Raw genomic sequence first — 23,982 nt, 5'->3', positions numbered from 1 at the left:
CCATATTTAAATTGAAAACGGGAAAAGGGAACGTTCAACACGTCCCGCTCCCCACTTGTTATTTATGTTTGAATCTCGCATACGCGTATGTTCCGGCAAACGGCACGATCAATACAATAGCCATCCCGATTGCAAACGCGCCCCAGTACTGGCTCATGATTGAGAAAATCCCCGGCACGCCGCCGACACCGACGGAGCTTGCCAGCACACCTTGAGAAGAAATATACATTCCGGCCAGGCCAGAGCTGACCATTGCAATGATAAACGGGAATCTGTATCGCAGATTCACCCCAAAGATGGCAGGCTCTGTAATGCCAAGATAAGCAGAAATCCCTGATGTGAGGGAGAGGCCTTTTTGTTTCTCATCCTTCACGATAAACATCATGGCCAGAGCCGCCGAACCTTGTGCGATATTAGAAAGCGCCAGCATCGGCCATAAAAAGGTGCCGCCGAGCTTTGAACCGATGAGCTGCAGGTCGACTGCAAGAAACGTGTGATGCATACCGGTAATCACGAGCGCTGAGTAGAAACCGCCATATAACAGACCGCCCAGTGCGGCAAAAGAACCAAACACCGAGATAAGCCCTGAAGTCAGTACATTACCGATCGCAAATGTAATCGGGCCGATAATGATAAAAGAGGCAAATCCTGTTAAGAGAAGCGTAATTGGTGCGACAACGAGCAGCTGTATGCCCTCAGGTGTGCGTTTTGTTAAAAATACCTCAATCTTCGCCAGCATATAAGAAGCAAGCAAAATTGGGAGCACCTGGCCCTGATAGCCGACTTTCTGCACCTCTAGGCCGAATAGATTCCATACCGGGATCTCTCCGCTTTGTTCTGCCGCGCCATATCCCCACGCATTCAGCAAATCAGGATGCACGAGCATAACTCCGAGCACAATGCCGAGAAGCGGATTGCCGCCGAACCGCTTGACGGCAGACCATCCGATTAACGCAGGCAAAAACGTAAAGGCCGTGCCTGCAATCAGGTTAATCATATTAGCAAGATCCGCCCACTGCGGATAAACCTGCACAATCGATTTTGTGCTGAAGAAAATGCCTTCCGCCGTTAAAATGTTATTGATCCCCATTAAAAGACCCGCCGTGACAATCGCAGGCAATATTGGAATAAAAATATCTGCAAGCGTTTTCACAGCACGCTGCAAAGGATTCATATTTTTTTCTGAGGCCTTCTTCACTTCATCCTTTGTTGACTCGCCAATCCCCGTTTCCTTAACCAGTTCAGCATATACTTTATTGACAGTTCCCTGGCCGATTACGACCTGAAACTGTCCGTTTGTCGAGAATGATCCCTTTACCACATCAATTTGATCAAGCATCTCTTGGTCAACCTTGCTTTTATCTATTAAAGCAAAACGCAAACGTGTAACACAATGAGTTGCCGCTGCAATATTTTCTGCACCGCCGACTGCTTCGACAATCTGACGTGCCGATTTGTTCAGTTCCCCCATGCCAACCCCTCCGTATCCGTTTTTATAACTTGTATATACAACTTATAATCATATTGTATTCCTGTATATACAGGTAGTCAACACTTTTTTATAGCGCTTTCATCCTAGTCTGAATTATATGAAACAGACAAGGTTACCCTAAAAGTCACAAGCACTTATTGAATATGACATTAAAAAGCAGGGTGAGCCTCTATGAATAAACGCGACAAAGCGCTTCAGCTCATCAAAGAGCTTGAAGACAATCAGGACAGACCGATCTCTCCCGATTTGAAGGAAAACCTCGATAATCTGACCTTATTAACAGAAGGCTGCTCAGACATCGTATTTAGACAATTTGACTTTGGAAACGGGCTGTGCGGATTTATTGTTTATATCGAATGAATTGTAAAATCTGAACATATTCAGGATCACGCCCTCCGCCCTTTCTTAATGCATTTGACGGAACAAATAAATGAACATGAAGAGGCGCTGCAAAATACTCTATCAATTTCAAGTGTTGCAATAGAAACGAGTATGAGCAAAGTGGCTGCATCCATCATTGAGGGGAACGCGGTTTTATTTGCCGACGGGCACTCAAAAGGGCTGATCTTAAATATAAAAGGCGGACAAAGAAGAAGCATTGAAGAGCCGATAACAGAATCGACCATCAGAGGGTCAAGAGAGGGCTTCACTGAAAGCCTCAGGGTCAATACCGCTCTTGTGCGCTTTCGCGTCAAAACGTTTCAGCTTAAAATGATCTCGTTTAAAATCGGCACGAAAACCAAAACCGATGTTGTCTTGGCCTATATTGACGGGCTTGCCGATCCAAAGGTCATTGACAAAGCAAAAAAAAGAATCAAAAAGATAAAGATTGATGCTGTCTTAGAAAGCGGATATATTGAAGAATTTATCGAAGACGACACGTACTCGCCATTCCCCCAGCTGCAATACACAGAAAGGCCGGACACCGTCGCCGCCCAGCTTCTCGAAGGCCGATTTGCCATTTTCACAGATAATACGCCCTTTGTCTTAACAGGCCCGATTACGTTTTGGCAGCTTATGCAGGCCAGTGAAGATTACTATGAGCGTTATTTGATGTCTAACTTAATCCGCTGGCTTCGCTATATGTTTTTATTCGTTGCTTTATATTTGCCGGCTATTTATGTTGCCGTTATTACATACCATCAGGACTTAATGCCGACAAACTTAATGTTCAGTGTGGCCTCTGCGCGTGAACCGATTCCTTTCCCCGCCATCATAGAAGCATTGATTATGGAAATTTCTTTTGAGGCTCTCCGTGAGGCGGGAGTGCGCCTGCCGAAAACCATCGGCCAGACCGTCAGTATTCTCGGGGCCCTAGTCATTGGGACAGCAGCTGTTGAAGCGGGAATTGTGTCTGCCCCCATGGTGATCATCGTATCGTTAACAGGGATCGCGTCTTTTACAATTCCGCGGTTTAACTTAGCTATCTCCATCAGGATGCTTCGTTTCCCGCTTATGTTTTTGGCGAGTATTTTTGGGATATTCGGCATTATGCTCGGCACGATTATCTTAGTGCTTCATTTATGCAAGCTGCAATCTTTCGGCATTCCTTATTTATCCGGGATTTCTCCGTTTAAACGAGATGAAGTAAAAGATATTTTTGTCAGGGCGCCTTGGTGGACGATGACCAGAAGGCCGGGCACGTATTCGCGCGGCAACGGACAGAAGGGAGCGAAAAGAGAGGACCCAAAAGATGAAGAAAACAATATATAAGTGTGTTTTGCCGCTTCTCATTTGTATCCTTCTAACGGGGTGCTGGGACCGGACAGAAATCAATGACATTGCATTTGTTGTCAGCTCAGCCATTGATAAGAAAAAAGATCAGTATCGAGTGGCCATGCAGATTCCCTTGGTCGGCCAATTAGGCGGACAAACAGGGGGCGGCGGCGGAACTGCCGGTTCAAAAACATGGTATGTTGATTCAGCTTCCGGCACTACGATCAGAGAAGCGAACAACAAGCTGCAAACCTCCTTGTCACGGACAATCAATACGTCCCACAGACGTACAGTCATTATTGGAGAGGATATGGCGAGAGACGGCGTTGCCCCAGTCTTTGATATTTTAACGCGAAATCCGCAGAACAGATTAACGGCGCTCATTTTAGTCAGCCGGGGAGAAGCGCGGGACATTTTAAATACCGATGTTCAGCTTGAACAGTTTCCGGCGGAAATGATTCGGGAGCTGGCCATTATCGCAACGAGCCGCCCCGTTTTCTTAAGCAGATTCATGTCTGATCTAGTAGAAATAGGCAGTGATCCGTATGCACCGGTCATCTCTGCATCTAAAACAAAACCTGGAGGGAAAGGCAAATCTAATTTGAAAATTGACGGGCTTGCGATCTTTAAAAAGGACAGATTGATGGATATTTTCAAAGATGAACACATGACAGCAGCCCTGATGTTGCTGAATCAAGCCCGCCAGCCAGAATTCATAGTAGACCTGCCGAATCAAATGGGGCAAGCATCCATTCAGCTTCAAAAGTCCAATGCATCCTTTCATGCCGCTGAAAAAAACGGAAAGCTGTCAATGACAATCGAGATCAGAGCCAAAGGAATTATTATGGAAAACCAATCAACCTATGAGACGAGAGAAAATGACCAGTATTACATCATTCAAAAAGCACTAAACAGAACCATAAAGAAGGACGTGATCAGCACCGTTCATCGTTTGCAAAAGCTAAAGGCGGACCCGGCCGGCTTTCAAGACAGGACCATCAGAAGCACGGCAACCACGAAGAATCTGCTGAAAAAGGAATGGGAAGAGGTATATAAGGATATGGAGGTTCACGTCGTCCCAATTGTGACGATTGAGCAGGGCGGTGTCCTATACAAAACGATCAGCCATTAATGGAGGTGCGTCAGCATGATCAGCTATATCGTACAGACATTGATTGTGTGCATTGCCATATACGCATATGAATGGAAGAATTTTCGTTCCGCTAACAATCTAACAAAATGGGCCTTCAGCCTGCTAATTGCAGGAAGTGCTTTTCTATGGATTTATATGAGAGTGAATCCCCTGCTTCCGCGGCTGGGGCACCTGTTTAAATATATTCCGTTTTGAACATGACAGAAAGGATGTGCTTTATGGACAAGACCTCTGCATACCAAGGATTATTTTTCGGAGCTCTGTATACGTTAGCAGTCGGATTAAAGCATGCTCCGATTCTCATGATCGAATCAGCAAAACAAAATGCCTGGCACAGCTACATCCTCGGCGTTGTCATCGTGATTCCGGCACTCTGGCTCATGCATAGGCTGATGAAAAAGCATCAGGATAAAAATATCTATGAGCTGCTGAGCGATTCCTCACCAATCGCAGGCCGGATTATCATTTTACTGTTTTCTTTGTATTTCCTGTTAATCAATGCTCATGATATACGTTTTTTCATCAATTTGATTAACATTTTATTTCTCCCGAGAACACCAATGGCTGTTCTTGGCGGTGTTATTATCTTTGTGGCGATCTGTATTGCCAGAGAGGGAAAAGAAACATTGACCAGAATGGCGCAGATATTCCTATTTCCATTCGGCATCCTGGTCTTATTCCTTCCATTTACGCTGGCCACACAAATTGAGCTTCAAAACTTGACACCTGTTTTTGAAGGTCTAATCCCATACCTTCAATCAGGCTATTACGCGTTTGGGACAATGGGGGAATTGATTATCCTTCCGCTTCTCTTCTCAAACCGGAGCGTCCCGCTAAAATACACCATTTTCGCGATACTGCTGGGCGCTTTATTGCTGGCCGTGATGTTATTTTCTTCAATTTCTGTCTTTGGTCCCAACCTGACATCTACTTTCTTTGATCCTGCTTATATGGTCATCAGGCAGATCCGCATTACGGATTTTCTGGATCGCTCAGACCTGATCATCGCGGCTTTTTGGATTCCGGTCATTATGGTGAAGATAGCAGGTTCCCTATATATCGTGGTATACGGCCTTTCGTTTTTACACTCAAAAATCGACCCGAAAGCCATGTATACACCAACCGGCATGTTCTCAGTCGTATGCGGCTTTTGGTTCTTTTTAAATACAAATCAGCTAATCGACTTTAACAGAATCAAACCAATCATTAATGTAGTGATTTCTCTTTTGCTGCCTTTACTCATTTATTTGATCATAAAAAGCAAAGCGTTGTTCAGCGCCAAAGCAAAGCACTAGGAATTTTTAGCTTCTTTTGTTTGATAAACAGGATTCTGTTTTGTTTTTCTTATATCTTTCAGGTAGTACTGTTCAGATGTAAAGAATTCGGTGTACAGCGCTTTTACCTTTCTGCTCAATAACAACAGCGCAATCACATTTGGAACGAGAATAAAAGCCAATGCTAAGTCCAAAAAGCCCCAAATGGCTTTTGCTCCGCCTGCGGCACCTATGATAATAGCCGCTAAATAAACGAATTTGATCACGTGTCCTGCCAGCCGCCCGAACAGAAATTCAGCTTGCTTTACGCCGTAAAAAATGACAACCATAATGGTTGATACGACAAAGAAGACTAGGGAAACCGAAACGAAGTACCCTCCGCCAGAACCGAAATAATGCTGAAATGCAGCCGTCGTCAGTGCTGCCGGGTCAATTGAGGCGTTCTTCCCTGTCCAGACACCAGATGCAAGAACGACAAAAGCGGTGGTCGTGCAGATGATCAAGGTGTCAATGACAATGCCGATCACAGACCAAAACCCTTGCCGCACAGGATGATCAGTCATTGCTGCCGCATGTGCAATCGAGGCTGTTCCCATTCCGGCTTCATTAGAATACAGCCCGCGGGCAAATCCCCAGCGAACGGTTTCCGCCAACGCAGCACCTGCGAACCCTCCAACTGCTGAAGAAGAGGTAAACGCATTTGAAAAGACGAGAGAGAAAAACGCCGGCACTGATGATAGATTCATGAGAACAATCAGGAGACCGGCACCTGCGTATGCCCCTGCCATAAGAGGCACGACAAACTCTGTTACTTTTCCGATCCGCTTTACCCCTCCTATCACCACTAACCCAATCAAAAATGCAATTCCGATTCCTGCGTATATTTTATTGAAAGAAAACGTCTCGGCAAGCGAGACTGAAACCGAATTTCCCTGAACCATAATGCTGGGAATCAGCTCCACAATCAGCGCAACAGAGAAGAATACGCCGAGCCATTTCATGCGCAGCCCTTTTGTTATGTAATACATCGGTCCCCCGACGTATTCACCCTGCTCATTTTTTTCTCTGTAATGAACAGCAAGAACACTTTCAGAAAACTTAATCGCCATGGCAAATAAGGCAATAAGCCACATCCAAAAAACCGCTCCTGGTCCCCCAAACATAATAGCGGCGGGCACACCGACAATGTTCGCTGCACCGATCGTTGAACTGAGGGCTGAGGTCAATGCCTGAAGCGGTGTGACTGTGCCTTCTCCCTTCGGCTTTTTTCCTACACTGCCGATTGTCTGTTTGAAAATGTATAAAGGATAGCGAAATTGAAAACCTTTCAGCAAAATAGTGAAATACAAGCCCGTCCCCGTCAGCAGGATGATTAGCGGCGGACCCCACAGCCAATCAGATATATGCTCTATCCATACTAATAGTCGTTCCATCCCATCACCCTTTTTTCGTTTATGAATCATTTCCCATAGATGGAAAAACATAAACCTTTTGACATAGAACTTGGAACATAAAAAGGATGGCTTTTATCAATCGCCATCCTGCAGACAAGACAAATCAGCTGGAAGAAGGTCTGTTTCGTCCAAGCCGGTCATATACTTTATTCTTATAAAAAGCGGATGCTGGCTTTGAAAACATGCCTTTTTTGTCGACAAGCTTATCAAGCAGCAATTGCTTTTCAGATTTTTTTCTGATTAATTGCTCGCGTTCTTTTTCGTCATAGCACTTTTCGATTAAATGGTCGATGGTCATAAGCTCTTTTTTGAGCGCGCCCTCGTCCTCTGCCATTCCCGCGTTTTTCAAAATACGATAGCCCATGCGCAGCGATTCCGGCAAGTGTGCCGCGTCATCCTTCGGCAGCGGCTTCCCCATTCCCGGGAGGTTTTGAAAGTCCCCGTCTTTGATGGCGCGCTTAATTTTATCTTCAGACACAATATGGGAAAAATCCATCATTTCACCTCTTTTTATCTATACCTTATATTTTATCATACAATTCTCAATGTACCATTTTATTCCTTTATTTCTAGAAAGATACCTTGTTTTACATTTGGTAATATCAAAGCGAAACGTTGATTCGACGGCGTTTTTCGCCACTTTCTCCCTCATACGATTTTCACTTTTCTAATCTGCTGATTCGTGTTATATTGGATACGTTCGTTTTTTCTATCGTTTCGCTCGAACTGGATCGGAAAAAAGGAGTGTAACAATGAAAACATTTATAAAAGAAAGAGGACTGGCCTTCTTCTTAATTGCGGTCGTCCTGTTATGGATCAAAACGTATGTCGGTTATGTCCTGAACTTCAACTTAGGAATAGACAACACGATACAAAAAATATTGCTTTTTGTGAATCCTCTTAGCTCAAGCTTGTTCTTTCTTGGCTTTGGACTCTTGTTCAAGAAAAAATTACAGCAGACAGCCATTATAGTGATTCATTTTTTAATGTCTTTTTTACTGTACGCCAACATTGTGTACTACAGATTTTTCAATGATTTTATTACAATTCCGGTCATTATGCAGGCTAAAACAAACGGCGGCCAACTCGGTGACAGCGCATTTTCGCTGATGAGACCGACTGACGCCTTTTACTTTATCGATACGATCATCCTGATCATCTTGGCGATCAAAGTAAACAAGCCTGCCGAAACGTCAAGCAAAAAATCGTTCCGAATTATTTTTGCGTCTTCAATTCTTGTGTTCTTGATCAACCTGGCAGTTGCGGAATCAGACCGTCCTGAATTGCTGACAAGATCATTCGACCGGAACTATCTTGTGAAATACTTGGGAACATACAATTTCACGATTTATGACGCTGTACAGAATATCAAGTCCAACAGCCAGCGCGCGCTTGCCGATTCCAGCGACGTAACGGAAGTAGAAAACTACATGAAAGCCAATTACGATGTGCCGAATAACGTGTATTTCGGCAAAGCGGAAGGAAAAAACGTCATTTACGTTTCACTTGAATCTTTGCAGTCATTTATCATCGACTATAAAATTGACGGCAAAGAAGTGACACCGTTCTTAAATAAACTGGCACATGATAACGAAACGTTCTACTTTGATAACTTTTTCCACCAAACGGGACAAGGTAAAACATCTGATGCTGAATTTATGATGGAAAACTCTCTGTACCCGCTGGCTCAAGGTTCAGTTTTCGTAAACAAAGCGCAAAACACGCTGCAATCCGTTCCGGCGATTCTGAAGTCTAAGAATTACACATCTGCTACTTTCCACGGGAACACGCAGACGTTCTGGAACCGTAACGAAATGTACAAGGCGGAAGGCATTGATAAATTCTTTGATTCTGCTTACTATGACATGAACGAAGAAAACACGAAAAACTACGGCATGAAAGACAAACCGTTCTTCAAAGAATCAATGCCGCTGCTGGAAAGCCTGCCGCAGCCGTTCTATACGAAGTTCATTACCCTGTCTAACCACTTCCCATTCGGAATGGATGAGGGGGATACAGACTTCCCGGCTGGAAACTTTGGTGACTCTGTCGTCGATAACTACTTCCAGTCAGCCCATTACCTTGATCAGTCCATTGAACAATTCTTCAATGACCTGAAAAAAGACGGGTTATATGATAAATCGATTATTGTGATGTACGGAGACCACTACGGCATCTCTGAAAACCACAATAAAGCGATGGCGAAAGTGCTTGGCAAAGATGAAATCACTGATTACGACAACGCCCAGCTTCAACGGGTGCCGCTCTTTATCCACGCTGCCGGCGTGAAGGGCGAGAAAGTTCATAAATATGCCGGAGACGTTGATGTGGCTCCTACCATTCTGCATCTGCTCGGAGTGGATACGAAGGACTATCTGATGTCCGGTTCTGATATTTTATCGAAAGAACACCGTGAAGTGATTCCGTTCCGAAACGGAGACTTTATTTCACCGAAGTACACGAAAATATCCGGTAAGTATTACGACACGAAAACCGGAAAAGAACTCGATGAATCCGAAGTCGACAAGTCAGAAGACTCGCTCGTCAAGAAGGAACTTGAAATGTCCGATAAAATCATAAACGGAGACCTGCTGCGGTTCTACGAGCCGAAAGGTTTTAAGAAGGTGAATCCTTCTGATTATGATTACACAAAACATGACGAAGATTCTTCCGAAACGTCAAAGGATAACGAAGATAAATAAGAAAAAGCGGAGAGGTTGCCCTCTCCGCTTTTTTTATTTGACAGCAGCTCTCAATTCTTCCGCCGCAAATTCCACATTCGGGCCAATAATGACTTGAACCGATTGCCCGCCCGATTTGACAACCCCTTTTGCGCCTGCTTTCTTTAGCAGCGCTTCATCCACCAAAGCGGTATCCTTCACAGTCAGTCGCAGCCTTGTGGCGCAATGATCAATGGTTTGAAGGTTTTCTTTTCCGCCGAGCCCTTTCAGCATGATGTTTTCATTTACATCCTGAACAGTATTTTCATCCAGCACTTCATCTACATCATCGTCTTCCCGTCCAGGCGTTTTTAAATTCAAAGCCTTAATCAGTACATAAAACACGATAAAGTATACTGCCGCATAGCATATACCTACCAAAAGCAGAAGCAGCGGTTTTTCTGCGATTCCATAGCTGAGCACATAATCGATAGCTCCGGCTGAAAAAGAGAAGCCTGAGCGGATGCCGAGCCAGTTGACGATAAATAAAGATAACCCGGTTAAGACCGCGTGAACAGCGTATAAAAGCGGAGATAAAAACATAAATGCAAACTCAATCGGCTCCGTAATCCCTGTGATAAACGCCGTTAAAGCAAATCCAATCATCATTCCAGCCGTCGCTTTCCGTTTAGACGGCTTCGCAGTCACAACCATAGCCAGACACGCCGCCGGAAGACCGAACATCATGATTGGGAAAAATCCGGTCATATATGTGCCCGCAGTCGGATCTTTCGCGAAAAAGCGCGCCAAATCCCCTGTCACTCCGTTATATTCTCCGAATTGGAACCAGAAAATATTGTTCAGCACATGGTGAAGGCCAAGCGGAATTAACAGCCTGTTGAATAGGCCGAATATGCCTGCCCCGATGCCACCGAGCCCGAGCATCCACTCTCCAAACGAGTTGATACACGATTGAATCGGCGGCCAGACCACTCCGAATATGCCCGCTAAAATGATCGTAATAATGGCTGTTAAAATCGGCACAAGCCGTCTGCCACTGAAGAACCCGAGATATTCAGGCAGCTTGGTATCCTTGAAGCGGTTATAGGTGTAACCGGCAATTAAACCGGCAATAATTCCCCCAAACACCGCCATGTTATTTGTTTTATCAATTGTCTTTGTTGCCGCGTCAAGCATCAGATACGATATCGCCCCTGATAAACCCGCTGCCCCATTGCTGTCTTTTGAAATGCCGATGGCAATACCGATCGCAAAAATAAGCGGCAGATGATCAAAAACCGCCGTCCCCGCCTGATAAACAAACGGGATATTAAATACATCCTCTCTGCCAAGCGCAAGGATAATTCCAACCGCAGGCAGAACCGCAATCGGGAGCATAAATGACTTCCCGAGTTTTTGTAAAAATGAAAGCATACCCATCCCCCTCATACCCTTTTTTTTCAAATATACCATATAAGATATCTAGTGATCTATACCAATTTTCCCGGGGTATTTCTTTTTTCCCAGGTCCGTGTGTTTCCTATTTTTAAGACAGTTGTGGTAAGCTTAATCTAGATTATTTAAAAAGAAAGCGGGAATGACAGATGATTGTAACAAACGATCAAGAATTAGAAGGCCTGAAAAAAATCGGAAGAATCGTCGCGCTTGCGCGTGAAGAAATGAAGCGGAAGGCAGAGCCCGGCATGAGCACAAAAGACCTTGACCTTATCGGAAAAGCTGTGCTTGATGAGCATGGCGCCGTTTCAGCTCCTGAGAAGGAATACGATTTTCCAGGCGTGACATGCATCAGCGTAAATGATGAAGTGGCTCACGGCATACCAAGCACATCCAAAATTTTAAAAGCAGGGGACCTTGTCAACATCGACATCTCCGCTGAATTTGGCGGCTTCTATTCCGACACAGGCATCTCATTTGTGCTCGGTGAAGGAGAAGAACGCCTTCATAAGCTTTGCCAATGCGCGGAAAACGCTTTTCAAAAGGGGCTTCAGCAGGCAAAAGCGGGCAAGCGCCAAAACCAGATCGGAAGAGCCGTTTATCATGAAGCACGCTCTCAAGGCTTTACCGTCATCAAAACCCTGACCGGCCACGGAATCGGCCGAAGCCTGCATGAAGCGCCGAATCACATCATGAACTATTATGATCCGTTTGATAACGCACTGTTCAAAAATGGCACAGTCATCGCGCTTGAACCGTTTATTTCAACGAAAGCAGAAACGATTGTTGAAGCTGGAGACGGCTGGACGTTCAAGACGCCGGATAAAAGCATGGTTGCCCAAGTTGAACACACGATCGTCATCACAAAAGATGAACCGATTATCCTGACGAAACTGTAAAACACATTCCGGGCTTCCGGCAGGTTTAACCTCCTCCAGTAGCAGGTAAAACATCATTATTCTGCACGAGGAGGTCTTGCAATGAACAGAGATCAAGAAAAAATCCAAATTGAAAACGAAATGAACGCGATGCATGGCACAATAAAAGAAGACATTTTAAAAGACTTTGAGGAATTTAAAGGCTACCTGAAAAAACAAGTCAACCGAGGCAAAAAGCTGGGATTGGATGACGGCAAGCTTGTGAAAAGCGCTGCGATCCTGGGAGACTACCTCGCAAAGCATGAAGAGCCGCAAAACGGTGAAGAAATGCTGCTGCAAGAGCTTTGGAGCGTTGCAGACGAAGATGAGAAAGAACATTTGGCACAGCTTCTGGTCAAATTGGTTGATAAACAATAAAACATGAGCCGGGCGATATGCGCCCGGCTTTCTTGATATTGTCACAGCCCGGCTCTTTCAGATATGCTACACTACTATTATGTCTGTGAAAGGAGCCTTTATCTGCATGTGGTTTATTATTTTCGGCATCATTTTTTTCATTGAAGGCATCATTATAACCGTTTACGGCGTTAAGAAAAAAAACGGGATGCTCACATATATCGGCATTGTTTTCGCCATTATGACATTTGGCGTTGTCATGATCAAACTAACCGGCCATTAAATCATATTCGGCTTTTGCTCCGCATATACATACAGAAGAACATTCGTACATCTAGTTCGAAAGGCTCAGTTTTCCCCGCATCTCTTTTCAGCATCTTTTTATAGATGTTACAATGCCAATCGTTTCGAAATCAGATAGGGAAAGGAGTTTTCTGACATGCATTACGGCAGTAAAGGCTGGTATGTGGCAGAACTAAAAAAGCAGGGGATCACGCACCATGAAGGAAGAAAGCTTCAAAGCTATAAAACCTATTTTCTTGCCAACCTGCTTGAATCAAAGAAAAAACAATCTTAAATATGGCAAAGCCGCGCACGTTGATATGCGCGGCTTTTTTCTATTCAACCGGCAGCAGCCTGTCCTTTTTTTTCATAAAGGACGCTCTCCAGCTTTCCGATAGTGCAGCCTCACTTAAAATCCGTTCAATGGCGGTGAGATTTTTTGCATCATGGTAGTTGATGCGGTTCGCGAACTGGACGGATATGCCTTTCTCTCCTCTGGACAGCAATTCAAGGTTCGCGCCGGGAGACACCCTGCCCTCCTCCAGCACGCGAAAATAAAACCCTGTATAGCCGGTTTGCTGGACCTTCAGCACCATTTCTTTTACACCAAACTTTTTCGCCAGCTTTACACACGGCTGGCGCGGCTGGCTGACCTGAACAACAGCTTCATCAAGTCTGAACACATCCCCGATGCAAACATTCTCCTCAGTCAGGCCCGCGACCGTCAGATTTTCTCCAAATGCGGCATTTGACAGCGGTCTTGAGAGGAACTCTTCCCAAAACGGATAATGCTCCGCCGGGTAGACACAGACAGCCTTATCAGGTCCGCCGTGGTTGACGAGGTCCGCCTGTCCGTCTCCTTCAAAATTCTCCCGATACAGCATGACGGCTGATTCAGCCGGCCGCTTCATGATGCCGGTTTCGATTTTCTTTCCGTCATATTCAAGCGTCTGCGGTTTTCCCAGATTAAGAGAAAGAACTGAATAGCGCTCTGGTTTCATACAAACACATCCCCTTTACAGGTTGTAAAATGATTGATTATCATAAAAAGAAAAGGTGGTTTTTACATGCTTCAATACCGAATCATTGTAAACGGCCGGGTTCAAGGTGTGGGCTTTCGCTATTTTGTTCAAATGGAAGCTGATAAGCGAAAACTGGCCGGCTGGGTCAAAAACCGTGATGACGGGCGTGTCGAGATTTTGGCAGAGGGTCCGGAAAACGCCCTGCAATCGTTTGTTGAGGCTGTAAAGAACGGAAGCCCTTTCTCAAAGGTTACCGACATCTCTGTGACTGAATCCCGCAGCCTTGAAGGCCATCATCGATTTTCTATTGTTTACTCATAAGGCTTATCTTGATAAAAGTAATTCGGCTTAACGATTGAGTTATCATAGGATCGGTGGAAGATATGAGTGGCAGCGGGTGAAATTGGCGGAATCAGCCACGTCCAGTCCCCCGTCAGCTTTCTGCCCGCTTCTTCCTCCTGTTCTTCAAACCGTTTAAACTGGCTTGCCGCTGTATGATGGTCAACGATGCTGACACCCTGCTTTTTATACGAGTGCAGCACTGCTTTATTCAATTCCACTAGCGCTTGATCCTTCCATAAATCCGTATTGTAATCAGCGGCGATGCCGATCACGGACGCTACTTTTTTCAGCTTGTCGTACCGCTTTTCATCTGCGAGGTTTCTCGCTCCGATCTCCGTGCCCATATACCAGCCGTTAAATGGCGCGGCATTATAATGAATGCCCCCGACCTCAAGCTTCATATCAGAAATAATAGGCACGCCGTACCACTTCAGCTCCAAATCAGAAAACGCCTCGATGTCGGGATGTGTGATTGGAACCTCGATCACAAGTGAACGCGGCAGCTCATACCAGACAGGCTGTTCGTCCCCTTTCATGCGAAAAATGAGCGGCAGCAGGTCAAAATCCGTTCGCTCTCCCCGCCAGCCGAGCTCTTCGCAGGCTGCTGTCAGGGAACAGGAAGCCGGGTCGCCGATTCTTTCTCCGTCTGACTCATATCCAGCGTACCGGATCAGCTGATGATTCCAGATCTCGACTTGCTTTTCACCCTTCTCTTCCGGAGGGAAAATCGTAATGGTCGGTCTGATTTTCCCGTTATTGGTGGCGGTTTCAATATGGTGAAAGAGGGCGTCACGCACTTCCTCCTTCGTCCGGACGTCTCGTCTGTCGATAACATTCAGCGAATTCCAGAACAATCTGCCGATGCAGCGGTTGCTGTTTCTCCAAGCCATTTTCGCTCCGTGCTCCAGCTCTTCCTTCGTATGTACATAGCTTCCGGTCAGGTCAATTTCGCTTTTAATGTCCTCGAGACGGTCTTTCACTTCCTCCTCCTTTCCCAATTCCTGATAGCATGCGGCAATAAACGCTTTCGCTTCGTTCCAGAGTATTTCTTTTTCTTCCAACAAACTCTCCCCTTCACATCACTTCATGCTTTTCATTGTATCGTTTTTAAGCGGCAAGACAAATGATTTTTCTGCAACTTCCTGGAAAACAATAAAAAACACCCGCGTGGTGCGGGTGTCAAATAGACGATAACCGATTTGCCAATTCAGTTAAGTCACTTCGAAAGTTTTTGCCGGTCATCGGTATGCCGTGCCCGGTCAATAACGCTTCCGGTTCAAGACCGGCCAGCTTTAGAATGGACTCAGCGGCCGTCTCTGTGTCAGGCGTGAAATAAGCCGGCGGCCCGTGAAGCTCCTGTTTTTGTATCAAGACGTCAGCCATTTTCTCCTGTTCCACTGTAATAACAGCATCACCTGCCACAAGCACGCGGCCGTCATCGCGGAATAACGAAATATGGCCCGGCGTGTGTCCTGGTGTCGCGATCCACATCCACTCGTCAAGAAAAGGAACTGAACCGTCTTCCGGCAGTGCCTGGACATGTGAGGAAATATCGATAGAGTGCCGCGGAAACAGCGGCGACAGCTTAGCGACCAGCCCGCTCTTGCTGTCAGGACGAGCCGGAGGATAATCCTCTTTACCTGTTACATAAGGCATTTCCCGAGAATGGATATAAACAGGCACATCCCAATGCTCAAGGATCTCTTCGATTGCCCCAATATGGTCAAAGTGCCCGTGTGTGAGGATAATCGCCTTCAGCTGAAACCCTTCACCGAATCTTTGTTTGGCTTCATTGACAATCACGCCGGCTGATTGGGGCATGCCGGCATCAATTAAAACAAATGAGTGAGGTTCAGAAGGCAGCTGAATAAAATAGACATTCGCAATTTGCACAGTCAGGCCGTGCACCCCTTTTGCCGCTTCGAACCCCGCTCCGCTTCTGACTGAAGTCAGCGGCATATAAGGATCACTCATAATGACACCTCCGGAATGTTGTATGCCGTTAGTGTGTGTCATTACGCCTGAATTATCATACGGAAATAGAGATCGCACCGATCAATAGAGCGATAGCCGTCATGACGATCACTGCGAGAACCGCCCATTTCAATGCGAATTTTTGATGGTCATCAATAGAAACTCCGACGAGTCCGACAAGCAAATGAGTGGATGGCACAAGCGGACTCAGCATATGAATCGGCTGGCCGATAATAGAGGCTCTGGCAATTTCCACTTTATCCACACCGTATGCGACAGCTGTTTCTGATAAAATCGGCAGCACCCCGTAGAAATACGCGTCATTCGGCATCAAAAATGTGAAAATGCCGCTTGTTAAGGCAACAATCGCCGGGATCAATCCGCCCATTTGTTCCGGTATCATTGACACGAGCGAGATCGCCATTTCATCAACCATTTTCGTGCCTGTCAAAATCCCCGTGAACACCCCCGCAGCAAAAATCATTGAACCGATAGCCAGCACGTTGCTGGAATGCGCCGCGATGCGCTGTCTCTGATGCTCGAGATTGGGATAATTCACAATCAGCGCAATACAAAACGCAATGACAAACAGTACGGTTAAACTGACTTTACCCGATACTAAACATCCTATTAAAGAAAGCGTTAACAATAAATTGAACCACCAAAGCTTCGGCCGCTTCCACTCATCTTCAACCGCAGCCGCCGGTTCATTGGCATTGGCTGGCTGTTTCAGTTCAATCACACCAAGGCGCCTTCGTTCCGCTTTTCCAAGCACATACGCAACCGCCACCATACAAAGCATCCCGCTTGCAATAACAGGAATCATCGGACCTGTAAGCTCAGCTGGATCAACCCCCAGCGCACTCGCCGCCCTCGGCGTCGCACCGCCCCATGGAATCGTGTTCATGATTCCCATGCCGACTCCCGCGATTCCTGCCAAGATAATTGGCCGGATGCCTAGCAGCAAATAGAGCGGAAGCATGGCGCTTGTCGTAATCATGTACGTTGTCGAGCCATCTCCGTCCAAGGCGACGAGCATTGTAAGAACCGCTGTCCCGACAACAATTTTTAAAGGGTCTCCTTTGACCATGCTTAAAATTTTGCCAACCATTGGATCAAACAGGCCTGTATCAATCATAATTCCAAAATATAAGATCGCAAACATAATCATGACCGCAGTCGGCGCGACTTGCTGAATCCCCGAAATCATCATGTCCCCAACTTCAGTAAATCCAAATCCGGCGATAAGCGCAAACACAATCGGCGTCAAAACTAATGCTGTTAAAACAGAAAGCCGTTTTGTCATGATCAATGCCATAAACACAAGCATCATGAGAAAGCCTAAGATTGCTAACACATCCATTCCCCCTTAAATGAATCCGCTTACATTTTTTTCTCCCTTACTCCCCTTTTTGTCTTGCCTTTTTGCCATCGTATGGGAAAACCAACCGCAAGTAAATAATTTGGTTTTTTTGTATTTTTAATTTTTTAAAACCGTTTTGTTCTTTTTGATCAATTTTCGGCATGAAAAAAATCCCGGGATGCCGGGATCTTAATTTCCTGTCATGATGCTTTGATAAAAAGCAGATTGCTCTTCTAAAAACCGTTTCGTTTCCCTGCTGTTTAAATAAAAGCTTTCCCAGTCCTGTTCGTTTATTTTCCGCTTCCATTCAGGTGAAGAGGTGACCTTCTTTAGCGCTTGATCCCAGTAAGAAATCTCTTCCTCAGACATATTTTTCGGGCCCAAAATCCCTCTCCAATGAGAAAAAACAAACGGGATTCCCTGCTCCTTCCACGTCGGTACATTTGGAAAACCGGGAAGTCTTTTATCAGATGTTACAGCGGCTAACGTGATATCGCCGTTTCGTTCATATGGTTTCGCTTCAGAAAGTGTCATGGAAGCCGCTTCTATCTCATGTCTGATCAGTGCCTGAATGAGCTGTTCGCTGCTGTCATACTGTGAGAATTGAATGTCAAACGGGTCAATGCCGTACATATCTGCCGCTCTGACGAACGAGAGCTGATCATCATTGCCAAACCCCGGGGCAAAGCCGATTCTCACCTTGCCGGGATGCATGTTGATCTCATTCAGCACATCTTTGCCATTTGTTAACGCTGATCCTTTTGGCAATGCAACCGTCTGCCATTCCTTGGAGAGAATGGCGAGCGGCGTAAAATCGGCCATTTTTAATTTGCTTTGCCCGAGAAGATCATTGCTCAATATTAAGCTGGACGTCATGCTGATGGTTTGTTTGCTGCTTTTGTTGACATATTTCCAGCCTTTCTCTCCCCCGCCGCCGGATTTATAGACGATATGAACATCATCCTTCACGATCTGCTTCTGTCTCAAAACTGATTGGATCGCCTGCGCTGTGACATCCCAACCGCCAGAAGGTTCGGCAGGGACGACAATTTCTATCGGCCCGTCCGGCAGGCGCGGCGCAGCCGCCTGCCTGATATCACCCTGCATAAAGATCAATAGAAAAATCAATAATATTATAGATTTTTTCATATCTAATCCGCCGCCAAATAATATTTTCTCTCCGGCCTGCCGATAATCCCGTATTCAAGCTCGGCTCTTGCTTCTTCCTTTGACACAAGGTACTCGGCATAACGGCGGGCAGTTGTTCGTGACGCCCCCATTTTTTCCCCAAGTTCCTCCGCTGTCAATCCTTCTGACGCAGTCTGAAGCGCTTCCTTAATTTTTCGCAGTGTAATCGAATTAATGCCAGTCGGCAAATCCTCTGCCGGCAAAGCTGTCTTCACACCGTTCCCAAAAATATGGTCGATCATGGATTGGCTGACCTCCGGCTGAGACATGAGCAGCTTCCTTTTTTCTTTATACTGAAGCAGCACCTGCCTGAACTTGTCAGCCGTTACGGGTTTGATCAAATAGTGGGCAATCCCTGCCCTTAGCGCTTCCTGCAAATGCCGGGTTTCTGTTGCCGCTGTGATAATCATAATGTCCACTTCAGGAAATCGGCTTCGTATATCAGGAATCAACGCGGTCCCAAGCTCGTCCGGCATATAAATATCCAGCAGAAGCAAATCAGCCTTGTGTTCCTTCAAAAGCGCCAATGTCTCTTTTGCGTTAGCCGCCTTGCCGATAATCTTGAATCCATCAAGCTGTTTAATCAATCTCTCATGGATTTGCGCAACTCGAAAATCATCCTCCGCAATCGCGATGTGAATCAAATGGATTCCCCCTTTGTTTCTCCTTCGGTATAAATACAGTGAATACCGCCCCGCCAGTTTTTTGATTCGCCAGTTCGATCCAGCCGCCCAGTTCACGCACTGAGTCTTTCACATTGGCCAGACCGTAGCCTCTCCTCATCCCCTTTGAAGAATAGCCTCTCTCAAACACAGCTTCTATTTTCTCTGGCGGCACACCGGGCCCTGTGTCTGATACTTCAATGACAATGTCATGGCCCATATCCGTGATAAAAAACAAAACTTCCTTCACGCTTTGCTCCGCTACAGCTTCGAAAGCGTTATCAATTAAATTGCCAATAATCGTAATAAGATGGGACAAGCCGATATGCGCAGGAAGAGGCGCGAGTGAGCTGTTCTCATCAATCACCAGCTTGACCTTCTTTTCCGATGCCTTGCTTATTTTCCCTAACAAAATGGCCTGCACCTGCTGCGAATGGATGTTATGGAATAAAAGATCATGCTGTTCATTTTGCATCGCATATTCCTCTTTAATCAGATCAATGGCTTCATCATACTCCCCAAGCTCAAGCAGCCCTAAAATCGCATAAAGCTTATTTGAAAATTCATGAGTCTGCGCCCTGAGATCCTCTGAATATTTGCGAACCTCTGTCAATGTGTCGATCAGCTTCTTCAGCTCTGTTTTCTCCCTGAAGCTGACGACAATCCCATACGCCTGCCCGCCTTGATTCATCACTTTCGTATTGATAATAAACACTTGATCGTTGACGCTTACTTCCTGGTTCGGCAGCATTTCTCCTTTTTCAAGCACAGACATCAGCCCTGCTCCCGGCATGACGTCATCTATAGGAAGATGGATCACAGGCTCGGGCAGCTTCAGCATCTCGGCCGCCGATACGTTCATCATGGTGACGACGCCTTCACGATTGGTGGCAATAATCCCTTCTCGAATCGCGAAAAGCATTGCGTTCCTCTCACGATATAGAGCCGCGATCTCATGCGGTTCAAGCCCGAGCGTATCCTTTCTGATGCTTTTCGCCAGCACGGCGGCGCCAATAAATCCGAGCAGCAGTACAAGCACAGCAATCACACTCAAATTTCTCAAATGCTTTTTGATGCTTTGCTCTGTCTCCGTTTGCAGAAAATCAACAGATACGCTGCCGATCACTTGGCTGTATCCCTTCTGTTCTTTTATAATCGGCGCGCTCCCTCTGATCACTCTTCGTCCATCCGCTTTTGTTTCAGAAACATACGAACCGCCAAACAAAATTTCTCTGCTGCGCTCCAGTTTCTTTAATCCGCTTTTTCCAGAGGCGCTGCGAATGTCTCCTTTTTCGTCCAAAACATAAATGGCAAACGCGCCAGTCTGTTCTTTCATTTGTTCAATGACCTCTTGCGTCTGAGCCGCATGTCCGCCTTTTCTCTCAATGAGCTCTTTAACCGGCGGCATATAGGAAATGGTTCTCGCCGTTTGAACCGCCAGCTGCTCTGCCTGTCTCCGTTCTCCCTGTGTATGCTGAACGGCTAACGTAATGGTCAGCACACCAATGACAAAGACCAGCAGAGCCGCAATCAGCCCCATTATTTTTGTTTGCAGGGAAAAATGGAACCGCTTTTTCACCACAGCACCAGCCGTCCTTTCTACCTAGATCATACCATTTTTCACAGGCAATTTTCTCATTTTTCAAAATCCATTTTCTTACGAAGGAGTGAAAATAAAAAAAGGCAGACCGCGTCTGCCTTTTTCTTTCTACCATATTCCTAGTACTTTCCACCATAATCCGCCGATCACAAGCCATACGATGATATGAACAATCGACAGAATAAATCCGATGGACCACCATTTGCCTTGTGGGATGTAGCCTGCTCCGAAGAAGACCGGAGCCGCTCCAGAACCGTAGTGAGTCGTTGACCCGAACAGGTTACTGATGAACGCGAGGCTCAGCGCTGCTAAAAGCGGCGGTGCGCCCGCTGCCACGACGACAGCCAAAAATGCTGAATACATCGCACTGATGTGGGCTGTCGCACTTGCAAAGAAATAGTGAGAGTAATAATACACAACAATTAAAATGATGAATGCCACAATCCAAGAGAACCCTGATACGGATGATTTCATGGCATTACTGAACCAAGACACCATGCCTAATTCATTCAAGAAGTTGGCGAGCATGACAAGCGCCGCAAACCAAGTGAGCGTATCCCAAGCGCCCTGTTCTTTCTTGATATCATCCCAAGTCAGAACTTGTGATAATAAGAGAACGGCCAAACCGATCAATGCGGTTGTGGTTGCGTCGATGTTGAAGCTGCCGCCAAAAATCCACAGCACAAGCACCAAAAGAAACACGATAACCATGGAAAGCTCCGATTTTTTGAACGGTCCCATTTCTTTCAGTTTTTCTGTTGCGATTTTCGCCGCATCCGGTGTTTCTTTGATTTCCGGCGGATACAGCTTGTAAATCACAAGCGGCGTGATGATTAAACTTACAAGTCCCGGCACAATCGCGGCAATTGCCCAGCTTGTCCATGTTAAGTCCACCCCTGCGACATCATGGGCCAGCTTGGCAATCAGCGGGTTCGCCGCCATCGCTGTCAGGAACATAGCAGATGTGATCAGATTCCCCTGAAAACCGGTTTTTAATAAGAATGCACCGATTTTTCTCTCTGTTCCATTTGCCGGGCTTGATCCGAATGTTTCGGATAATGATCTGATAATAGGAAATATAATGCCTCCTGCACGCGCCGTATTACTTGGAATAGCAGGTGAAAGTATTAAATCACTGAATAGCAGTGAATAAGAAAGTCCAAGGGTTTTTTTCCCGAATTTCTGAACGAATACATACGAAATTCTCGCACCGAGCCCGGTTTTGATAAATCCCCGGGAAATAAAGAATGCGATAACGATAAGCCAAATGGTCTTATTCCCGAATCCGCTTAATGTATCCTCAATTGATAGTGTTCCAGTTAGTGCAGTAACCGCCAATGCAAAAATTGCAATTGCACCCATTGGCAAGGGCTTGGAGATAAAGCCGATAATTGTTGCGACAAAAATCGCAAACAAATGCCAAGCTTTAGGTTCAAGTCCGGACGGAGCGGGAATAAACCAGATGATTAGTCCCACAGCGACAGTAATAAGCAATGGAACAAGCTTTACTGCTGACTGTTTTCCTGCGTCTTTTTCTGAAGCCATAAATAGGTCTCCTCCTATATACTTGTTTTCCGATCCCTTTTCCATTCTACTCCTTAACTAAGTTAATAAACATTTTAATTAATTAAAAAACACAAAGGTTAGCACCCTTTGTGTTTTTCACTTTCTTAATTTAATTTACCCGCACCCGCTTGATTTATGACATTTGATTTCACATTAGCAGAAGCATCAATCGACCCATGCAGAGACGGCGTCCAGCCGACAGAAGAGCTCAGCCCGTTTGCAGCCGATGCGTTGATCTGTGTGCCGTTCAGCAACGTGCCGGAGTCATATAAAGCCGTTCCCCCGCTGAATACGCTGATCGTTTTAGCAGCTGACAGTCCCGGTACGTCAATGACATTGTTTTGGGCATAGATTTTAGATGACTTTCCGATTCCCCATGCATAGCTAAAAGGATAACTTGAAGAGCTTGTGCTTCCTTCATAATAGTTGTTGTATACGTGCACTTGCCCGAAGCGGACTCTCGGCGCGCGCTGGACAATATTTTGATAGCGGTTATGATGCAGCGTAATTTTTAATTTGCCGTCATCGGAGGTTTTGCTGTCACTTGATCCGAAAATGGAGCTTTTATCATGATCGTGATAATAGTTATAGGACATCGTGATATAGTTAGCACCGTTGGAAGCATCCGTTTGGCCGTCATGGTGCTGATATTTTCTTCCATAATATTTCGGTGATGTGCTGTCCGGACGCGAACCGTCATTAAATGTACAGTGATCAATCCAGATGTGTGTGCCGCCGTTTATCGTGATGTTGTCGTATTGTGAGTTCCAGTTCCCTGAGCTTCCGTCAGTCGGATCCCATTGCGGAAAATAGTCATAGGCATCCTGGAATTCAATGTTGCGAATAATGACGTTATCACTCTTGATTTGGAAGTTTCCTCCCACGACTTTAGCGTTAGTCCCTGAACCGACGATCGTCGTGTTTGCAGGGATATCCACCATGACCCGTGCTTTTTGGTTTTTCTGAGAGCGTGCTCTCGCTTCTTCTTGTGTTCCCGACGGCTCTTTTTTGCCCCATGTGCTAGGATCATAGGCTTTCAAATATTTGTCCAAATCATACTCCGGATCTTTATAGTCATTTAGGCCAAGCGGCTTCAGATTGTCATCCACGTTCATGTCAATCGTTCCCTTGATATAAATGATTTTTGGCGTTGTGTTCGTTTCCTTCCCTAATGCCGAGACAAGCTGGTTTCTGTTGCTGACGGTATACACATTTGAGGAGGATGCTTTTGATCCGCCTGTCGTGCCGGTCGAGTACGCGCCCCAGCCATCATTGGATCCCAACGTCTGGTGGCCTAAATCAGCTGCGTTCGCGCCAGCTGGAGTCAATCCTAAAAACAAAGCCGTAGCTAACATCACTTTTTTCATCCACTATGTACCCCCATTTTCTATTTTGTGAGATTTTATTCCAATTTATCACAAAAATATAATAGCAAATTGAGGGACATTCAGAACCGAAAATGTTCCGCTATCCTATTGCGGCATTCTGCAAAATCCCACCGCAAA

24 protein-coding genes and 1 pseudogene are annotated in these 23,982 nt (G+C 45.7%); 10 read left to right on the top strand and 15 right to left on the bottom strand.

The window, feature by feature from the left end; translation table 11 throughout:
* Positions 1–58: 58 nt before the first annotated feature.
* Positions 59–1,471 carry a PTS system trehalose-specific EIIBC component gene (gene treP, locus MHB62_RS04125; protein ID WP_032722999.1) on the bottom strand — a complete coding sequence of 471 codons (1,413 nt, stop codon included), beginning with the start codon at positions 1,469–1,471 and terminating at the stop codon, positions 59–61.
* Positions 1,472–1,663: 192 nt separating this feature from the next.
* Here treP and MHB62_RS04120 point away from each other — a divergent pair.
* From MHB62_RS04120 to MHB62_RS04105, 4 genes and pseudogenes are all read left to right on the top strand, one after another.
* Positions 1,664–3,205, top strand: a pseudogene (locus MHB62_RS04120) (spore germination protein).
* Positions 3,186–4,340: a Ger(x)C family spore germination protein gene (locus tag MHB62_RS04115; protein WP_003243672.1), complete on the top strand. Its 1,155-nt coding sequence runs from the start codon at positions 3,186–3,188 to the stop codon at positions 4,338–4,340. Before MHB62_RS04120 ends, MHB62_RS04115 begins: the two are co-directional and overlap by 20 nt.
* A gap of 15 nt (positions 4,341–4,355) precedes the next feature.
* The gene (locus MHB62_RS04110) at positions 4,356–4,556 is read left to right on the top strand and encodes a hypothetical protein (protein WP_003233686.1); all 201 of its coding nucleotides are present in this window, start codon (positions 4,356–4,358) and stop codon (positions 4,554–4,556) included.
* 23 nt (positions 4,557–4,579) lie between these two features.
* Positions 4,580–5,656: an endospore germination permease gene (locus tag MHB62_RS04105; protein ID WP_029726872.1), complete on the top strand. Its 1,077-nt coding sequence runs from the start codon at positions 4,580–4,582 to the stop codon at positions 5,654–5,656.
* Here MHB62_RS04105 and MHB62_RS04100 read toward each other — a convergent pair.
* The 3 genes from MHB62_RS04100 to MHB62_RS04090 form a co-directional block, all read right to left on the bottom strand.
* Positions 5,653–7,068 carry a sodium:alanine symporter family protein gene (locus MHB62_RS04100; RefSeq protein ID WP_029726873.1) on the bottom strand — a complete coding sequence of 472 codons (1,416 nt, stop codon included), beginning with the start codon at positions 7,066–7,068 and terminating at the stop codon, positions 5,653–5,655. The genes MHB62_RS04105 and MHB62_RS04100 overlap by 4 nt on opposite strands.
* 124 nt (positions 7,069–7,192) lie before the next feature.
* On the bottom strand, positions 7,193–7,585 hold the full coding sequence (locus MHB62_RS04095) for a DUF1992 domain-containing protein (RefSeq protein ID WP_003233692.1): 393 nt from the start codon (positions 7,583–7,585) through the stop codon (positions 7,193–7,195).
* An 18-nt stretch (positions 7,586–7,603) separates the two neighbouring features.
* Positions 7,604–7,741 carry a hypothetical protein gene (locus tag MHB62_RS04090; protein WP_010886442.1) on the bottom strand — a complete coding sequence of 46 codons (138 nt, stop codon included), beginning with the start codon at positions 7,739–7,741 and terminating at the stop codon, positions 7,604–7,606.
* A 100-nt stretch (positions 7,742–7,841) separates the two neighbouring features.
* Between MHB62_RS04090 and ltaS the strand changes: the two genes are divergently transcribed.
* Positions 7,842–9,791 (top strand): lipoteichoic acid synthase, encoded by a 1,950-nt coding sequence (gene ltaS, locus MHB62_RS04085; protein ID WP_032722996.1) that lies wholly within the window; start codon positions 7,842–7,844, stop codon positions 9,789–9,791.
* 33 nt (positions 9,792–9,824) lie between these two features.
* Here ltaS and nagE read toward each other — a convergent pair whose 3' ends face one another.
* Complete coding sequence (nagE, locus tag MHB62_RS04080; protein WP_003243372.1) at positions 9,825–11,183, bottom strand: N-acetylglucosamine-specific PTS transporter subunit IIBC; 1,359 nt, start codon at positions 11,181–11,183, stop codon at positions 9,825–9,827.
* Between the two features lie 170 nt (positions 11,184–11,353).
* Here nagE and map point away from each other — a divergent pair, with 170 nt between their 5' ends.
* The 4 genes from map (at position 11,354) to MHB62_RS04060 (ending at position 13,055) form a co-directional block, all read left to right on the top strand.
* Positions 11,354–12,103, top strand: coding sequence for a type I methionyl aminopeptidase (gene map / locus MHB62_RS04075; protein ID WP_003233698.1), 750 nt, complete (start codon positions 11,354–11,356; stop codon positions 12,101–12,103).
* 81 nt (positions 12,104–12,184) lie between these two features.
* Positions 12,185–12,499 carry a DUF3243 domain-containing protein gene (locus tag MHB62_RS04070; RefSeq protein ID WP_003242951.1) on the top strand — a complete coding sequence of 105 codons (315 nt, stop codon included), beginning with the start codon at positions 12,185–12,187 and terminating at the stop codon, positions 12,497–12,499.
* 106 nt (positions 12,500–12,605) lie between these two features.
* Positions 12,606–12,761: a hypothetical protein gene (locus MHB62_RS04065; RefSeq protein WP_032722995.1), complete on the top strand. Its 156-nt coding sequence runs from the start codon at positions 12,606–12,608 to the stop codon at positions 12,759–12,761.
* A gap of 156 nt (positions 12,762–12,917) precedes the next feature.
* On the top strand, positions 12,918–13,055 hold the full coding sequence (locus MHB62_RS04060) for a YflJ family protein (RefSeq protein WP_003233704.1): 138 nt from the start codon (positions 12,918–12,920) through the stop codon (positions 13,053–13,055).
* A 40-nt stretch (positions 13,056–13,095) separates the two neighbouring features.
* On the opposite strand, the gene MHB62_RS04055 is transcribed toward MHB62_RS04060, so the two are convergent.
* Positions 13,096–13,761, bottom strand: a complete 666-nt coding sequence (locus MHB62_RS04055; protein ID WP_003233706.1) for an MOSC domain-containing protein — start codon at positions 13,759–13,761, stop codon at positions 13,096–13,098.
* Positions 13,762–13,827: 66 nt separating this feature from the next.
* On the opposite strand from MHB62_RS04055, the gene MHB62_RS04050 reads away from it, so the two are divergent.
* A complete protein-coding gene (locus MHB62_RS04050; protein WP_003233709.1) occupies positions 13,828–14,103 on the top strand; it encodes an acylphosphatase in 276 nt (91 codons plus the stop codon).
* Here MHB62_RS04050 and nosA read toward each other — a convergent pair.
* The 9 genes from nosA to MHB62_RS04005 form a co-directional block, all read right to left on the bottom strand.
* Positions 14,094–15,185, bottom strand: a complete 1,092-nt coding sequence (nosA, locus tag MHB62_RS04045; RefSeq protein WP_003233711.1) for a nitric oxide synthase — start codon at positions 15,183–15,185, stop codon at positions 14,094–14,096. The genes MHB62_RS04050 and nosA overlap by 10 nt on opposite strands.
* Positions 15,186–15,303: 118 nt before the next feature.
* Positions 15,304–16,098 (bottom strand): MBL fold metallo-hydrolase, encoded by a 795-nt coding sequence (locus MHB62_RS04040; protein ID WP_009966790.1) that lies wholly within the window; start codon positions 16,096–16,098, stop codon positions 15,304–15,306.
* Between the two features lie 55 nt (positions 16,099–16,153).
* The gene (gene citM / locus MHB62_RS04035; RefSeq protein WP_019712683.1) at positions 16,154–17,455 is read right to left on the bottom strand and encodes a citrate transporter CitM; all 1,302 of its coding nucleotides are present in this window, start codon (positions 17,453–17,455) and stop codon (positions 16,154–16,156) included.
* Between the two features lie 43 nt (positions 17,456–17,498).
* Positions 17,499–17,624, bottom strand: coding sequence for a hypothetical protein (locus MHB62_RS04030; protein ID WP_003233716.1), 126 nt, complete (start codon positions 17,622–17,624; stop codon positions 17,499–17,501).
* Between the two features lie 26 nt (positions 17,625–17,650).
* On the bottom strand, positions 17,651–18,610 hold the full coding sequence (locus tag MHB62_RS04025; RefSeq protein WP_003233718.1) for a tripartite tricarboxylate transporter substrate binding protein: 960 nt from the start codon (positions 18,608–18,610) through the stop codon (positions 17,651–17,653).
* Positions 18,611–18,612: 2 nt separating this feature from the next.
* Entirely contained in the window at positions 18,613–19,293 is a 681-nt protein-coding gene (gene citT / locus MHB62_RS04020; RefSeq protein WP_003242754.1) for a two-component response regulator CitT, read from the bottom strand.
* Positions 19,265–20,893 carry a two-component sensor histidine kinase CitS gene (gene yflR / locus MHB62_RS04015; protein WP_032722994.1) on the bottom strand — a complete coding sequence of 543 codons (1,629 nt, stop codon included), beginning with the start codon at positions 20,891–20,893 and terminating at the stop codon, positions 19,265–19,267. Before yflR ends, citT begins: the two co-directional genes overlap by 29 nt.
* A gap of 126 nt (positions 20,894–21,019) precedes the next feature.
* Positions 21,020–22,456: an anion permease gene (locus MHB62_RS04010; protein ID WP_003233725.1), complete on the bottom strand. Its 1,437-nt coding sequence runs from the start codon at positions 22,454–22,456 to the stop codon at positions 21,020–21,022.
* Between the two features lie 125 nt (positions 22,457–22,581).
* Positions 22,582–23,844, bottom strand: a complete 1,263-nt coding sequence (locus tag MHB62_RS04005) for a pectate lyase (protein WP_029726877.1) — start codon at positions 23,842–23,844, stop codon at positions 22,582–22,584.
* Positions 23,845–23,982 lie beyond the last annotated feature (138 nt).

Source organism: Bacillus sp. FSL K6-0255 (genome assembly GCF_045040725.1).
Classification (GTDB): Bacteria; Bacillota; Bacilli; order Bacillales; family Bacillaceae; genus Bacillus; species Bacillus subtilis.
The sequence above is the reverse complement of the archived record's forward strand: the minus strand, read 5'-3'. Positions and strand labels throughout refer to the sequence as shown.

Excerpts from the sequence above, each read along its gene's own strand:
- treP (WP_032722999.1), bottom strand. The coding sequence starts at position 1,471 with ATGGGGGAACTGAACAAATCGGCACGTCAGATTGTCGAAGCAGTCGGC.
- MHB62_RS04115 (WP_003243672.1), top strand. The coding sequence starts at position 3,186 with ATGAAGAAAACAATATATAAGTGTGTTTTGCCGCTTCTCATTTGTATC.
- MHB62_RS04110 (WP_003233686.1), top strand. The coding sequence starts at position 4,356 with ATGATCAGCTATATCGTACAGACATTGATTGTGTGCATTGCCATATAC.
- MHB62_RS04105 (WP_029726872.1), top strand. The coding sequence starts at position 4,580 with ATGGACAAGACCTCTGCATACCAAGGATTATTTTTCGGAGCTCTGTAT.
- MHB62_RS04100 (WP_029726873.1), bottom strand. The coding sequence starts at position 7,068 with ATGGAACGACTATTAGTATGGATAGAGCATATATCTGATTGGCTGTGG.
- MHB62_RS04095 (WP_003233692.1), bottom strand. The coding sequence starts at position 7,585 with ATGGATTTTTCCCATATTGTGTCTGAAGATAAAATTAAGCGCGCCATC.
- MHB62_RS04090 (WP_010886442.1), bottom strand. The coding sequence starts at position 7,741 with ATGAGGGAGAAAGTGGCGAAAAACGCCGTCGAATCAACGTTTCGCTTT.
- ltaS (WP_032722996.1), top strand. The coding sequence starts at position 7,842 with ATGAAAACATTTATAAAAGAAAGAGGACTGGCCTTCTTCTTAATTGCG.
- nagE (WP_003243372.1), bottom strand. The coding sequence starts at position 11,183 with ATGCTTTCATTTTTACAAAAACTCGGGAAGTCATTTATGCTCCCGATT.
- map (WP_003233698.1), top strand. The coding sequence starts at position 11,354 with ATGATTGTAACAAACGATCAAGAATTAGAAGGCCTGAAAAAAATCGGA.
- MHB62_RS04070 (WP_003242951.1), top strand. The coding sequence starts at position 12,185 with ATGAACAGAGATCAAGAAAAAATCCAAATTGAAAACGAAATGAACGCG.
- MHB62_RS04065 (WP_032722995.1), top strand. The coding sequence starts at position 12,606 with ATGTGGTTTATTATTTTCGGCATCATTTTTTTCATTGAAGGCATCATT.
- MHB62_RS04060 (WP_003233704.1), top strand. The coding sequence starts at position 12,918 with ATGCATTACGGCAGTAAAGGCTGGTATGTGGCAGAACTAAAAAAGCAG.
- MHB62_RS04055 (WP_003233706.1), bottom strand. The coding sequence starts at position 13,761 with ATGAAACCAGAGCGCTATTCAGTTCTTTCTCTTAATCTGGGAAAACCG.
- MHB62_RS04050 (WP_003233709.1), top strand. The coding sequence starts at position 13,828 with ATGCTTCAATACCGAATCATTGTAAACGGCCGGGTTCAAGGTGTGGGC.
- MHB62_RS04040 (WP_009966790.1), bottom strand. The coding sequence starts at position 16,098 with ATGAGTGATCCTTATATGCCGCTGACTTCAGTCAGAAGCGGAGCGGGG.
- MHB62_RS04030 (WP_003233716.1), bottom strand. The coding sequence starts at position 17,624 with ATGCCGAAAATTGATCAAAAAGAACAAAACGGTTTTAAAAAATTAAAA.
- MHB62_RS04025 (WP_003233718.1), bottom strand. The coding sequence starts at position 18,610 with ATGAAAAAATCTATAATATTATTGATTTTTCTATTGATCTTTATGCAG.
- MHB62_RS04010 (WP_003233725.1), bottom strand. The coding sequence starts at position 22,456 with ATGGCTTCAGAAAAAGACGCAGGAAAACAGTCAGCAGTAAAGCTTGTT.
- MHB62_RS04005 (WP_029726877.1), bottom strand. The coding sequence starts at position 23,844 with ATGAAAAAAGTGATGTTAGCTACGGCTTTGTTTTTAGGATTGACTCCA.